Origin of the sequence: Salinimicrobium maris (assembly GCF_049680855.1) — a bacterium.
Lineage (GTDB): Bacteria > Bacteroidota > Bacteroidia > Flavobacteriales > Flavobacteriaceae > Salinimicrobium.
In genome coordinates, this window is the sequence record NZ_JBMPGS010000005.1 from 66696 (window position 1) to 80162 (window position 13467).

Annotated in this window: 12 protein-coding genes; 10 read left to right on the forward strand and 2 right to left on the reverse strand. The window is 40.8% G+C overall.

From position 1 onward, the window contains the following. A complete protein-coding gene (gap, locus tag ACOV1Q_RS13930) occupies positions 1-1035 on the forward strand; it encodes a type I glyceraldehyde-3-phosphate dehydrogenase (protein ID WP_424495015.1) in 1035 nt (344 codons plus the stop codon). A 29-nt stretch (positions 1036-1064) separates the two neighbouring features. Beyond that, on the forward strand, positions 1065-3293 hold the full coding sequence (locus ACOV1Q_RS13935; RefSeq protein ID WP_424495016.1) for a hybrid sensor histidine kinase/response regulator: 2229 nt from the start codon (positions 1065-1067) through the stop codon (positions 3291-3293). 98 nt (positions 3294-3391) lie between these two features. Here the strand turns inward: ACOV1Q_RS13935 and lpxK are convergent, their stop codons facing one another. After that, positions 3392-4402, reverse strand: coding sequence for a tetraacyldisaccharide 4'-kinase (gene lpxK, locus ACOV1Q_RS13940; protein ID WP_424495017.1), 1011 nt, complete (start codon positions 4400-4402; stop codon positions 3392-3394). A 206-nt stretch (positions 4403-4608) separates the two neighbouring features. Here lpxK and ACOV1Q_RS13945 point away from each other — a divergent pair, with 206 nt between their 5' ends. The 5 genes from ACOV1Q_RS13945 to ACOV1Q_RS13965 all read left to right on the forward strand — a co-directional run bounded on the left by ACOV1Q_RS13945 (position 4609) and on the right by ACOV1Q_RS13965 (position 9549). Next, complete coding sequence (locus tag ACOV1Q_RS13945) at positions 4609-5703, forward strand: Nif3-like dinuclear metal center hexameric protein (RefSeq protein ID WP_424495018.1); 1095 nt, start codon at positions 4609-4611, stop codon at positions 5701-5703. Positions 5704-5705: 2 nt separating this feature from the next. Next, complete coding sequence (locus ACOV1Q_RS13950) at positions 5706-6485, forward strand: zinc ribbon domain-containing protein (RefSeq protein WP_424495019.1); 780 nt, start codon at positions 5706-5708, stop codon at positions 6483-6485. Between the two features lie 253 nt (positions 6486-6738). Beyond that, a complete protein-coding gene (locus tag ACOV1Q_RS13955) occupies positions 6739-7317 on the forward strand; it encodes a hypothetical protein (RefSeq protein ID WP_424495020.1) in 579 nt (192 codons plus the stop codon). Further along, complete coding sequence (msrA, locus tag ACOV1Q_RS13960) at positions 7304-7987, forward strand: peptide-methionine (S)-S-oxide reductase MsrA (RefSeq protein ID WP_424495021.1); 684 nt, start codon at positions 7304-7306, stop codon at positions 7985-7987. The genes ACOV1Q_RS13955 and msrA overlap by 14 nt, the downstream gene beginning before the upstream one ends. A 71-nt stretch (positions 7988-8058) precedes the next feature. Next, positions 8059-9549 (forward strand): potassium/proton antiporter, encoded by a 1491-nt coding sequence (locus ACOV1Q_RS13965; protein WP_424495022.1) that lies wholly within the window; start codon positions 8059-8061, stop codon positions 9547-9549. 21 nt (positions 9550-9570) lie between these two features. Here the strand turns inward: ACOV1Q_RS13965 and ACOV1Q_RS13970 are convergent, their stop codons facing one another. Further along, positions 9571-10917, reverse strand: coding sequence for an FAD-dependent oxidoreductase (locus ACOV1Q_RS13970; protein WP_424495023.1), 1347 nt, complete (start codon positions 10915-10917; stop codon positions 9571-9573). A gap of 433 nt (positions 10918-11350) precedes the next feature. Between ACOV1Q_RS13970 and ACOV1Q_RS13975 the strand changes: the two genes are divergently transcribed. The 3 genes from ACOV1Q_RS13975 to ACOV1Q_RS13985 all read left to right on the forward strand — a co-directional run bounded on the left by ACOV1Q_RS13975 (position 11351) and on the right by ACOV1Q_RS13985 (position 13205). Continuing rightward, positions 11351-11506: a lmo0937 family membrane protein gene (locus ACOV1Q_RS13975; protein ID WP_424495024.1), complete on the forward strand. Its 156-nt coding sequence runs from the start codon at positions 11351-11353 to the stop codon at positions 11504-11506. A gap of 102 nt (positions 11507-11608) precedes the next feature. Further along, the gene (locus tag ACOV1Q_RS13980) at positions 11609-12367 is read left to right on the forward strand and encodes an SDR family oxidoreductase (RefSeq protein WP_424495025.1); all 759 of its coding nucleotides are present in this window, start codon (positions 11609-11611) and stop codon (positions 12365-12367) included. 187 nt (positions 12368-12554) lie between these two features. Continuing rightward, positions 12555-13205 (forward strand): hypothetical protein, encoded by a 651-nt coding sequence (locus ACOV1Q_RS13985; RefSeq protein ID WP_424495026.1) that lies wholly within the window; start codon positions 12555-12557, stop codon positions 13203-13205. The last annotated feature ends 262 nt before the right edge of the window (positions 13206-13467 follow it).

A 13467-nucleotide genomic window follows, 5' to 3' on the forward strand; every position in this document is an offset into this window, starting at 1 on the left:
GTGAATATTTCAACTTCCGAAGAATTCTTGAAAGATAAAATAAGAGTTGGCATTAATGGCTTTGGGCGCATTGGCCGTAATCTTTTCAGGCTGTTGCTTGACCATCCACATATTGAAGTAACAGCCATTAATGATGTGGCAGATGCCCAAACACTCGCACACCTCTTAAAATATGATAGTATTCACGGTGTGCTTCACAGGGATATATCAACAACCGGGTCAACCATTGTTATCGATGCAATGGAATTTTTGGTTTCTGCTGCCAAACATCCTTCAGAAATCGACTGGTCTGGCAGGAAAGTGGACATTGTGATTGAAAGTACCGGGAAATTTAGAACCCGGGATCTCCTGGAGCCACATCTCCAAAAAGGGGTGATAAAAGTGATTCTTTCTGTCCCGCCACAAGATGATTCCATAAAGATGGTAGTGCAGGGAGTGAATGATCATATACTCGATGGGACGGAAGACATCATTTCAAATGCATCCTGCACCACTAATAATGCCGCACCAATGATGAAAGTGGTTCATGAACTGTGCGAAATTGAACAGGCGTACATAACCACTGTACACTCATATACTACAGATCAAAGCTTGCATGACCAACCACATAAAGACCTAAGGCGTGCCAGGGCGGCTACCCAATCTATTGTTCCTACCACAACAGGTGCAGCCAAAGCCCTTACCAGCATTTTTCCAGAATTGAGCGAAGTAATAGGAGGCTGTGGAATTCGGGTTCCGGTTCCCAATGGCTCTCTAACAGATATGACCCTACGGGTGAAAAGAACCACTTCCATAGAAGAGGTGAATGCAGCTTTTAAAAAAGCTTCAGAAAATTCTCTGAAAAGGTATCTGCAATATACTGAAGATCCCATTGTTTCAATGGATATAAAAGATAATCCACATTCCTGCATTTTTGATGCACAAATGACTTCTGTAATTGGTGGTAATTTTATAAAAATAATTGGCTGGTATGATAATGAAATTGGGTATTCCAGCAGACTAATAGATTTAATTTCCCTTGTTAGTAATAAATAATTATATTTAGCCTCAGTTAGTTAACCCCAATGAAAAATATCAGCATATGTGTTGCGCTTTTTCTCTGCCTTTTTTCTGTTCGTGCAAATCAGGAAAACCCGGTACAGGAAAAGGACGAGATTAATGCCACTATTGAACAATTCCTTAGTAATGCTGAAGAATCTATTAATGAAATGGATTTTGACCGGGCACTTAATCAACTCAACACTGCACTGGAACTTTCTCACAGCATAAACCATCAGAAATATATTGCCCTTTCCAGCAGCCTGCTCGCACAAATGTACTATGTAAGGTATGAAACCGACCAGGCAGCCACAGAGATTCAGCGGGCAGTTTCAATTCAGCGGGAAATAGGAGATGAATTAGGCCTAGCTCACAGTTATGTAACTTACGGGAAGATCTTTCATGTAAAACAGGATACAGATAGGGCCTTACAATATTTTGACCTTGCTGAAGAGCTTTTTGAAAAGAACGAAGATATAGAAGGACTGGGAATTGTAGATATCAACCGTGCTGTTGCCCTTCTTAGAATCCAGGAATTTCAGGAGGCCCGGCAGCTGCTGGAAAGAGCAAAAAAGCGATTAAAAAGCAGTCCAAATCAATACGAAAAATCCAGGGCACTTTATTTTAATGCCCGAGCTAACCAATTGCTTGGCAACCTTGATGTAGCATTAGCGCTTGCAAAGGAATGTCTTTCTCTTTCAAATAAGAACAATTTTGGAAGCATGATCTTGAGTTCAAGAATTCTCATGAGCGATATTTACGCTTTAAAAGGTGACTTTGAAAAATCCTTGAATTTCCTGCGCCTCAGCAACAAAACCAGAGATTCCATTCACAGCCTTAATAAAGAAGCCATTGCCTCAGATGCCTCAGCGAGATATGGACTGGATGCCATGCAGAACAAGTTTAACGAACTAAGCAGACAAAATGAAGCTCACGAACGGTCGTTAAAAGTAAATAAACTCACCACAATTCTTAGCGTGGCGCTTATTACAATACTGTCGTTGTTAACACTTTCTCTTTACAAGAATAATAATTTAAGGGCCAGGGCGAATGATCTTCTTCAAAAAAAGAATTCGGAACTTATAACCGCCAAAGAAAATGCCGAAAAAGCTTCCACTGCCAAAGCTCAATTCCTTTCCACTATTACCCATGAGCTGCGTACTCCTCTGTATGCAGTTACAGGATTAACGCACCTGCTGCTGGAAGAAAGTCCTACAGAAAACCAGAAAGAACATCTAAACTCCCTAAAATTCTCGGGAGAATATCTGCTTTCTCTAATCAATAATATCCTCGACCTGAATAAGCTGGAAGCCAATAAAGTAGAACTTCTGGAAACCTCATTTAATTTAAAGAAAAGGATTTCTGACGTACTCGTGGCACTTAAGAATTCAGCAGAAGACAAGAATACCAAGTTACACCTGGATTTTGAAAATAGTATTCCGAAGAAATTAAAAGGAGATCCGCTCAAGATTTCCCAAATCCTCATCAACCTGATTGGAAATTCCATCAAGTTCACAGAAGAAGGACATATTTGGGTAAGAGTGAAGAAAGTAAGCCAAACCGGAAACCAGGTCGTGCTTAAATTCGAAGTTCAGGACGACGGTGAAGGGATCTCAAAGGAGAAGCAAAAAGCCATTTTTGACAGTTTCACACAAGGCTCTCTTCAGATTAACAGGAAATTTGGTGGCACCGGTCTAGGGCTTTCCATTGTGAAAAACCTCCTCAACCTTATGGATAGTGAAATCCACCTGGAAAGTGAATTGGGAGAAGGTTCCATATTTTACTTCGAAATGCCATTTGAAGCACTTGAGTTAACTCCAACCATTGCCGCAGGAGAGGTTGAAAAGGAACCTGAAAAACTCACCAATGACATTATGCACCACAAGAAGATCCTCGTTGTAGAAGACAACAAAATAAACCAGATGATCACCCGTAAGATCCTGGAAAAGCACCAGGTTAATTGCGATGTGGCAGATAATGGGACCACTGCTATTGAAAAGGTGAAAAACAATGCATTTGATCTCATCTTAATGGATATCCACATGCCGGGAATAAGCGGGATTGAGGCAACCATAGCAATTAGAAAATTTAATGCAGAGATTCCCATTATTGCACTTACAGCAGTAACACTTGATGAAAACCTGGATGAATTCTATCTTAACGGGTTTAATGATATTATTCCGAAGCCTTATAAAACAGAGGAGTTCTTTTTAAAGATCAATAAATATTTAGCACAAACCAAAGCTTCAGTTTAGTTTTGGCACACGCTTTGATGACATTGGTAGAACAGATTATTTGGAAAGAAGAATAGTTTGAATTAGCCAAATAGTAAAAAATGAGACTCTCCACGGTCTCATTTTTTAATTGCCTTACTTTTGATCAATTGATCAAACTTTGTGTGATCATCCAAAAATGCGGTTTTAATAGGCAGATAAAAAAGTTTCGCCTCATCAACCTCCCCTTTTAATCTCATATAATCCTTTTCAGTAGTCAGCAGTAAATTCTGTTCGTTGATCCTTTCAAGTTCTGCGGAAGTAAAATTATGATGATCGGGAAATTCGAGATGCTCAAACTTTAAGTCCAGATCTTTAAGATGATTAACTAGCGGTGCTGGATTTGCAATCCCGGTTACCAGGCAAAACTCTTTGTTTCTAAAGCTTTCAATATCTACACTTGAATCCTGATTCACTGCCTGCTCCCCATAAAGCACTTTTGAAAAATACAATTGTTGCCCCTGCTTAATATCAAGTTTTTCCCTGATCTTATTCCTTTCCCCTTCGGACAAACTCTCAGGACATTTTGTAACCACGATGACCTGCGCACGGTTTGCTCCACTAACAGGTTCTCTTAAATTTCCTGCCGGCAGCACCAGGTCATCACTGTAGAGGTTATGATAAGGAGTCAGCAGGATATTCAAATCTGCGGAAACTTTCCGGTGTTGAAAAGCATCATCCAGAAGAATGACACTTGGCGGCATGTTCAGCTGAAGAAGTATATTAATACCACGACTGCGCTTTTCATCTACCGCCACTATCACGTTAGGAAATTTGGTTTTAAATTGTAAAGGTTCATCCCCGGTTTCAGCAGCAGATTCTTGTCCACTTAAAAGATGAAATCCGCTGGTGGATCTTTTATATCCGCGACTCAATGTTGCAACCTTTAGTTCATCTTTTAGCAATGTAATAAGATACTCTACCATTGGACTTTTCCCTGTACCACCCACGCTCAAATTACCAACACAAATCACCGGAACCTCAAAACTGTGACTGTCGAATAGCCTCCGGTCATAGAAGTTATTACGAAGCCGCATGATACCACCATATAAAAGTGAAACCGGATAGAGTAGTTTTCTTGCTTTGCCCATTTCAGCGAAAGTATAATATTTATCTTTGAAATGGAAAAAAGGTTCAAGGTTTAAGGTTCAAGGCTGTAGGCTGTAAAATCAAGATATTTTCCCGCTGGTCCATTCCTGAAACTAACCATTCAATCACATCCAAACTTATAAACTGGTTTTTGTAAATTGCAGTTCAGGGTTTTTATATTTGGATTTCACTTTCTACACCTCAAGATATGCAGATAAAGGACATCACCAAAGCTATAGAACAATTGGCTCCCCTGCCCTACGCAGAAGGATTTGACAACGTAGGCTTGCTTACCGGTACCATTGACACTGAAGTGACAGGAGTACTGGTCACCTTGGATACACTGGAAACTGTGGTAGACGAAGCAATTGAGAAAAATTGCAACCTCATCGTGAGCTTTCACCCCATCATATTCTCCGGACTCAAAAAGCTAACAGGTTCAAATTATGTGGAACGCACGGTACTAAAAGCGATCAAGAATGACATTGCCATCTACGCTATCCATACCGCGCTAGATAATAGTTTTAATGGCGTAAATGACATGATTTGTGAGCAACTGAATCTCAAGAACAGAAAAATTCTTATCCCGCAGCAGGAGAGTATCAAAAAACTTGTCACTTATGTTCCGAAAAATGAAGCCACCAAAGTAAGAGAAGCTCTTTTCGCTGTAGGAGCAGGCAGTATCGGCAATTACGACCACTGCAGTTTTAATTTGGAGGGACTTGGATCTTTCCGCGGGAATGAAGATTCCAATCCCAGCATTGGCGAAAAAGGAAGCACCCATTTTGAGCAGGAAACTCAGCTGAATATCACCTTTCCAAAGCATCTCCAAAAGCTCATTTTAAAGACACTTTTTGAAAACCATTCTTATGAAGAGGTAGCCTATGAGATCACGACCTTAGAAAATACCAATCAGCATATAGGTATAGGGATGACGGGCGAATTGGAAGAAAGGATGGAAGAAACGGCATTTTTGGAGCTTCTGAAGAAAACTTTTCATACCGGGTGTATAAGACACTCAAAACTGCTGAATAAACCCATTAAAAAAATAGCCGTACTTGGCGGCAGCGGAAGTTTTGCGATTGAACATGCCAAAAAAGCTGATGCCGACATGTACATAACAGCAGATCTTAAGTACCACGATTTCTATAAAGCTGAGGAAAAGCTGGTGCTCGCAGACATTGGGCATTTTGAAAGTGAACAGTTCACAAAAAGCCTCTTAGTTTCTTATCTTAAGAAAAAATTTGCTAATTTTGCAGTCGTTTTATCAAACACAGATACCAATCCTATCAAGTATTTTTAACTATGGCAAAAAAAACCGATGTTACTGTAGAAGAGAAGTTAAGAGCATTGTACGATCTTCAACTAATCGATTCCCGCGTGGATGAAATAAGAAACGTACGAGGTGAACTTCCGCTAGAGGTAGAAGATTTAGAAGATGAAGTAGCCGGTCTTAATACCCGCTTAGACAAGTTAGATGCCGATTTAGAAGTAATCGATAATGACATCGCCGATAAGAAAAACCTTATTGAAGAAGCCAAAGCAGCTATAAAGAAATATACAGAACAACAAAAGAATGTTCGTAACAACCGCGAATTCAATGCCCTTTCTAAAGAAATTGAATTTCAGGAGCTGGAAATAGAACTTGCCGAAAAGCAAATCAAAGAGCACCGTGCTCAAATAGAGCAGAAAAATCAGGTGATCGAAGACACCAAGCAACGTCTTGAAGAGCGTAAAAAACACCTGAACCACAAAAAAGGAGAACTTAACGAGATCCTAGCCGAAACTGAAAAAGAGGAACAGGCACTTATTAAAAAGTCTGAAGAATTTGAACAGCAAATAGAAGAGCGTCTTGTTACTGCTTACAAAAGAATTCGTGGCAGTGTAAAAAATGGATTGGCAGTAGTGCCAATTGAACGTGGCGCATCTGGAGGTTCCTTCTTTACCATTCCGCCGCAGGTGATCATGGAGATCGCAGGTCGCAGAAAAGTGATTACAGATGAGCACAGTGGGCGAATTCTCGTAGATGAAGAACTGGCACAGGAAGAAAGAGAGAAAATGAACGAACTTTTTGCAAGCTTCTAAAAAAGCAGCAAAATTATATTTAAAGAACCCTTCACGATTGTGAAGGGTTTTTTGTTTTCCTCTCCCCCGCCCTCTCCAAAAGAGAGGGAGCTATTTTGTTTCTCTGAAATCTTACAGTCGGATTTGAGATTTAGAATTTGTTCATTTAAGATTTGGAGATTGGAATTTGGAATTAGAGAATTTGAAAATTCTGCTTAACATCTCTTTCACAACAACTTATTTTGTAAGCCTTATCTTTATAAAAACATAACTTATGAAAAAGGGCATTTTTGGTATACTTTCTGTTTTTCTTCTTGCAGGTTGCGTAGAAGAAAAAAAAGCCAGCCGGGAGGGCGAACCGGTATTAAAAGGTGAAGATACAGTACAAAGCGATTTCACTCTGGACGACATTGATGAAGATCGGGACAATGTAAGAGTTCAGGAGGAAGCTACAAAGACCAGAAAGGAATCTGTGAATTATGAATTCACAGGCACTTACCAGCGACAAGACACAGAAGCTACCGGGGAAAGCTGTGGCTTACTCGAGATTTCCTTTGCCACTACTTCAGAAGTATGCATCGTCCCCGGCGAGATTTATATCTCGGTTGATTTTGAAAAGACAGATTCTAACCATGCCGATATCTTTTTGGTGGAACCCACAAATATTGAAAATGCACAGAACAAACTTCCGTGGGATGAATTCGACAGAGACACACCAATTGCCACTTTAGAACTTCAATCTAACGGAACTCTGGAGCTAGACTGGAAAGGATTTCACATCAATAAGGAATTGGCAACAGATTATGCTATTTTAGGAAAAAAAACATTAGAAGGAACATATGAAAGAAAATAAAATAAACCTGCTACTCATTTTATCATTCATTTTTACGGTCACTACCGGTTGTGGAAATAATTCTGAACAACATGCCACCCGTGCTGAAATAGCAAACGCCGAACCGGTGAAGGTACCCGCTCAAAATGGTCTTGAAAGGGCCTATTTTGCCAGCGGTTGCTTCTGGTGCGTGGAAGCTGTTTATGAAAGCGTAAAAGGCGTAAAAGAAGTGATTTCCGGATATTCGGGAGGGCACACGAAGAACCCCACTTACGAAGAGAGTAACACTGGCCGCACCGGGCATGCCGAAGCTGTAGAAGTGATCTATGACCCCGAAGTAATTGATTTTGCCACGCTGGTAGATGTTTATTTTGGTTCGCAGGACCCAACCCAGAAAAATGGCCAGGGTCCGGATATTGGATCACAGTACCGTTCCATTATTTTTTACCAGAATGAAGAGCAAAAGAAGGTCATTCAGCAGAAAAAAGAAGCGCTAGCGAGCAAACTTAACGAAGAGATTGCCGCAGAGATCTTACCGTTTCAGAAGTTTTGGAAAGCAGAAGAATACCACCAGGATTACGAGGCTCGAAATCCTTACAACTCCTATATTCAGAATGTTTCAATTCCGCGTATCAACAGGTTTAAAGAAAAATTTCCCGAACTCCTGAAAGAAAACAGTCACTATAAATAAGGATCCAAAAATGGCATTTTAAGCCAGGTTTTATTTACGTATTTTCGCCTACTTAAAAGCCTCTGCTCACAATGGATATCACCACTGAAAATGTTTTGCTGGTTGGATCCCTGCTACTGCTCATAAGCATTCTGGCAGGAAAAACCTCCTACAGGTTTGGCGTACCAACTCTTATCCTTTTTCTTGCGGTGGGAATCCTTGCAGGTTCAGAAGGTATTGGCGGGATCAATTTTGACAGTCCGCAGCTGGCGCAATTCGTGGGTATTGTTTCGCTCAATTTCATTCTCTTTTCCGGAGGGCTTGATACGAGCTGGAAAACCATCAAACCCGTGCTGTGGCAGGGAATAGCTCTTTCCACTTTAGGAGTTCTTTTTACCGCTGTTGGAGTCGGCACCTTTGTCTGGGCGATTACAGATTTCAGCATTTATGAAGGCTTGCTCCTCGGCGCCATTGTTTCTTCTACAGATGCAGCTGCAGTTTTCTCCATTCTACGAGGTAAAAATCTTGCTCTAAAGAAAAATCTTCGACCCACGCTAGAGCTGGAAAGCGGTAGTAATGATCCTATGGCCTATTTTCTAACCATTGCTTTCCTGGGGCTTGTAGTGAATCAGGATGAAGGGATCCTTTCCATTGTACCGTTGTTTTTCCAGCAGATCCTTATAGGGCTCGCGCTGGGATTCATCTTCGGAAAAATGAGTAAAATGATCATTAACCGTATTCGGCTGGATTTCGACGGATTATATCCTGTACTGGCCATTGCCCTCATGTTCATTGTCTTTTCGGCTACAGATGCTCTGGGCGGAAATGGTTTTTTGGCGGTTTACATCAGCGGAGTTTACCTCGGAAATCAAGACCTGATCCACAAAAAGACCATCATGCGATTCTTCGACGGACTTGCATGGCTCATGCAAATCGTACTTTTCCTCACCCTTGGTTTACTGGTTTTTCCCAGTGGGGTGGTAGAAGTTCTGGGACTGGGAGTTTTAATTTCAGTGTTTCTCATCCTGGTTGCAAGGCCAATCGGCGTAATGCTCAGCCTCTCTCCTTTTAAAATGAAAATGAGAAGACGCTGGTATATTTCCTGGGTGGGACTACGTGGAGCGGTACCTATTGTGTTTGCGACTTACCCGCTCTTAGCAGGAATTGAAAAAGCAGAAATGATCTTTAATATCGTGTTTTTTGTTTCCCTCTCCTCGGTGCTAATACAAGGCACCACCCTATCTACTGTGGCCAAATGGCTGCATGTCGCACTTCCGGGAAAAGTAAAGCCAAAATCTCCCGTAGACACTTTCCTCTCTGACAGCACAAAATCATTGATTAGAGAAATCACCATTCCGCCAGATAATTTCTCCGTCGGAAAAAGAATTGTAGACCTGCATTTCCCCAGAAAGGCCATTATTGCCATGATTTCGCGGGAAGATAAATTCCTCACTCCAAATGGTGCCACTCAAATAGAGGAAAATGACACCTTGATCGTCCTTATGGAAGATAAAAGGAACCTGGAAGGCGTTTATGAAAGCCTGTTTATGAATCCGAAAGAATATTTGGAAGAGGAAAATTGATATAATAAGCCGGCCAATCCTTTAATCTTCTTTCAAGAGCGCCAGGATCTTCTCTTCCACTTCTTTAGAATCCCATTTTTGAGATAAATCCTGCATTTTCATCACCTCATCCATAATTGCGGCCTGCCGGTCTCCAATTTGCAGCGCTTCGGAATAAGATTTATCTGAAAAGGTGACGCGGGAGTAGACAGGAATCCATTCTTCGGGATGTTTTTCAGCAAACCTGCTTTCAATTTTCTTCCGAAGCAAAAATTTCTCATCGGCAGTTTTACTGCTCATTTCAACAAAATTCCTGAAGCTTAGTTCGGCAATAGCATCGGCATTGGGTTTTCTCATTTTTTGATATTCCTTAAAAATAGCTTCCCAATCCCCTTTTTGAGACTCCAGCAATTCCATCATTCGGGTAATATCTTCAAATCCTGCGTTCATACCCTGCCCGTAGAAAGGCACAATGGCATGGGCGGCATCGCCAACAAGAGCTACTTTATCTCCATACGTCCATGGGAAACACTTGATGGTCACCAGCGCACTGGTTGGGTTTTTAAAGAAATCTCGCATCAAATTAGAGATTTCATCTTTAATATCGGGAAAGAAGGAGTTAAAGAATTCTTCCGCTTTTTCTTCAGTAGAAATAGCTTCAAAGGAATGTTCTCCTTCAAAAGGCATAAATAAGGTACAGGTAAAACTGCCGTCAAGATTGGGCATTGCAATAAGCATAAACCTGCCGCGCGGCCAGATGTGAAAAGAATTTTTATCCAGTTTATGACTGCCGTCGCTGTTTGCCGGGATGTTTAGTTCTTTATAGCCAACCTCCAGAAAATGCTGAGAATAGTTGAACCTGCTTTGACGCTGCATTTTGTGCCGAACCCTTGAAAAAGCACCATCGGCTCCAAAAATGAGGTCAAAAGTATACTCTTCCAGTTGTCCCTGTTCAGATTTACCGGTGTAAAGTTTTGCTTCAGCAAGATCTACATCCCACACTTTTTCCTCAAACCTGAATTCCACTCCGGCAGCTTCAGCAAGATCGATCATTTTTCGGTTTAGTACTCCTCGGGAAATAGAATATATCGCCTCTTCCTTCTTTCCATATTTTTGAAAATAGGTTGGTTTCTCGTTGACGTGCATGGCACGCTGGAAAAGTGGAATTGCCAGTTTTCTTACTTCTTCTTCTATTCCTGCCTTCCGCAGCGCTTTCCAGCCCCTGTTAGACATTGCCAGATTGATGGAGCGACCAGAGAATTCTACCGTACGAACATCTGGGCGACGGTCAAAAACAGTGACCCGGTGACCGGATTTTCTAAGATGAATTGCCAGAAGGGAACCAACAAGCCCGGAACCAACAATGGCTATATTTTTTAAATTAGGCATTCATTTTCTTTAGGTTGGGTGCAAATTTAACTAAAAGAAGTGAGAATGCTCCTTCCCGCCTTCAGCTTCAATACATAAAGCAGCATTCAAAATTGGGTTTTTTGGTTTCACTTCTAAAGCCTTAACTTCTAAAAAAAATACGTCTCAAACATGTAAAGGATGTTTATACCTTATGGCAGCTGCTATTGCTGAAACTTAAAATTGCGTAAGTTGATTTTCCTGCCAAATATTTTAGTCGCCATCCTCTTTCTGAGCGTTAAACCTGCGTTAAAGACCATAACACGAGAATTACATTCTTTATCTTTAATTATTCATAAGGTCTAAAACAGGCACATTTCTGCATAAATTTTACTGCTGAAGGAGCCGCGAAAACCTGGTGAAACCAAATTATAGGATCTAACCCGCGGCCGAAAGGCTGCAAAAAACAATAACCATGAGAGATTTAGTTTGGCTTATCGTAGTATTATTAATCATTGGATGGTTAGTAGGATTTTTTGCCTTCCCAGATTTGGGCAGCATCATTCACATCCTAATCGTTATCGCAGTGATTTTAATATTATATAAACTGCTTACTGGCAGGAATTTGTAATTCAATAACTTAAATTCAAAAAAGCTGCTTGAAATCCTGCTTTTCCTGTGCACGGAAATAGGGTTTCGGGCAGCTTTTTTTGTAATTTTTAAATCAATTTAAATGTGGAACTTGAAAGGACAAACCGCCGTGGTGACAGGCGGTTCTAAGGGAATTGGCAAGGCTACCGTAGAAGAGCTCCTAGAGTTAGGTTGTAAGGTCATGTTTACCGCCCGAGATCCTGAAGCTATCAAAATTTGCGAAGAAGAACTTCAGAAAAAAGGTTTTAACGTAGAAGGATTTGTTGCAGATGTTTCAAAAGAGGAAGATCTTGACAAAATTCTCACCCAGGTTAATGAGAAATGGAGTTCACTTCATATTCTGGTTAACAACGCCGGGATCAATATCAGGAAAAAGGCGTTGGAATATTCTGAAGAGGAGTTTAGAAAAGTACTTGAAATAAATCTAACCGCACCTTTTAAACTTAGCCGAAAATTACATTCTGCCTTAAAAGCATCTGGGAATGGAAAGGTGATCAATGTATCATCTGTCGCGGCCGCACAGGATGTGGGAACAGGTACGCCTTATGCCATGTCTAAAGCCGGACTCCTACAGCAAACCCGTAGCCTGGCCGTGGAATGGGCGCATGATAATATCCGGGTGAATGCGGTTTCCCCCTGGTTTACAAAAACACCTTTAACCGATGGGCTTTTGATGCAGGAAGAAAGGATGCAACCCATTCTGCAGGGCACGCCTTTAAAAAGAGTAGCCGAATCTTCAGAAATAGCTTCCATAATAGCATTTTTGGCAATGGATAAAAGTTCCTACATCACGGGGCAAAATATCGTAGCCGATGGCGGAATGAGTGTAAATGCTGTCTAAGTGATGCTGCGATGGTGTATTTTTGGAAAGAAAAAAACATTTCAAGATTCTGTCATTCTGAACTCGTTTCACAATCTCCAATTTGACATCTCCAATTTTTGAGCCATTTCAGAAAAATTTGCGCTTCCCTATGAAATTGAAACTGTTTTAATTCTTTTAAGTACCTTTATTTAAACATCTGCTTAAAATGAAAAAATCATTCCTCCTTCTGCTTTTCGTAATTGCTCTGGTTTCCTGTAATTCTTCCGGGGAAAAGGATCAAAGAATCGTGGATCAAATTGCACAGGCCCATGGCCTCAATGCCTTTCAGGATGCCGAAGAAATCCGCTATACCTTCAATGTAAGGGTAAACGATACTTTGAGGACCAGCAGAGCCTGGACCTGGCGACCAAAGGAAAAAACCGCTACGCTCACAACGGCAGACAGCACCGTAACATACAACTACGAAACTGAAGCAGCAAAGCATGAAACAACAGATCAGCGTTTTATAAATGACAAATACTGGCTTTTATATCCTTTTCAGTTAGCGTGGGATGATATGGAGTACACTCATGAAAAACAAGCACCTGCTCCCATAAGCGGGGAAATTATGCAGAAGGTCACCGTTACCTATTCTGAAGGTGCCGGTTATACCCCCGGAGATATGTATGAAATTTATTTTGGAGAGGATCTAATTTTGCGAGAATGGGTCTATATACCGGGAGGAGAAAAAGAACGTGCTTTTGCCACCACCTGGGAATCTTATAATGATTTGAACGGACTTAAAATCGCAACCATGCACCGCAGTGGAGATGGCAGCTTCGAACTCTTTATTACAGACCTACAAGTGAAAAGATGATCAAAAATATCATTTTTGAGTGGCATTCTTTTTCGGCATCTTATATTTTAAAATTTATTAACTTCTTTGCTACAATAATTAAATGTTTCCTCTCTAACTTGGAAAAGGAAAAGGAAGTAAAAGCTCCTTTATTTCCTGCTTCTTTTTCTTAAAACATTTGCTATTTTTGCGTGACAAAGGAAGAACTCCTTTTCTTTTTCCGGCATATTACATGCAACCCCTACCGAGAAAAATGACAAACAAAGTAACGGAAAGTAATTTC

Bases quoted from the DNA above. Each gene is read 5' to 3' on its own strand.
- ACOV1Q_RS13950 (WP_424495019.1), top strand. From the start codon at position 5,706: ATGGCAAAAAAAACCGATGTTACTGTAGAAGAGAAGTTAAGAGCATTG.
- ACOV1Q_RS13945 (WP_424495018.1), top strand. From the start codon at position 4,609: ATGCAGATAAAGGACATCACCAAAGCTATAGAACAATTGGCTCCCCTG.
- ACOV1Q_RS13965 (WP_424495022.1), top strand. From the start codon at position 8,059: ATGGATATCACCACTGAAAATGTTTTGCTGGTTGGATCCCTGCTACTG.
- ACOV1Q_RS13955 (WP_424495020.1), top strand. From the start codon at position 6,739: ATGAAAAAGGGCATTTTTGGTATACTTTCTGTTTTTCTTCTTGCAGGT.
- ACOV1Q_RS13985 (WP_424495026.1), top strand. From the start codon at position 12,555: ATGAAAAAATCATTCCTCCTTCTGCTTTTCGTAATTGCTCTGGTTTCC.
- ACOV1Q_RS13975 (WP_424495024.1), top strand. From the start codon at position 11,351: ATGAGAGATTTAGTTTGGCTTATCGTAGTATTATTAATCATTGGATGG.
- ACOV1Q_RS13935 (WP_424495016.1), top strand. From the start codon at position 1,065: ATGAAAAATATCAGCATATGTGTTGCGCTTTTTCTCTGCCTTTTTTCT.
- ACOV1Q_RS13980 (WP_424495025.1), top strand. From the start codon at position 11,609: ATGTGGAACTTGAAAGGACAAACCGCCGTGGTGACAGGCGGTTCTAAG.
- lpxK (WP_424495017.1), bottom strand. From the start codon at position 4,402: ATGGGCAAAGCAAGAAAACTACTCTATCCGGTTTCACTTTTATATGGT.
- msrA (WP_424495021.1), top strand. From the start codon at position 7,304: ATGAAAGAAAATAAAATAAACCTGCTACTCATTTTATCATTCATTTTT.
- ACOV1Q_RS13970 (WP_424495023.1), bottom strand. From the start codon at position 10,917: ATGCCTAATTTAAAAAATATAGCCATTGTTGGTTCCGGGCTTGTTGGT.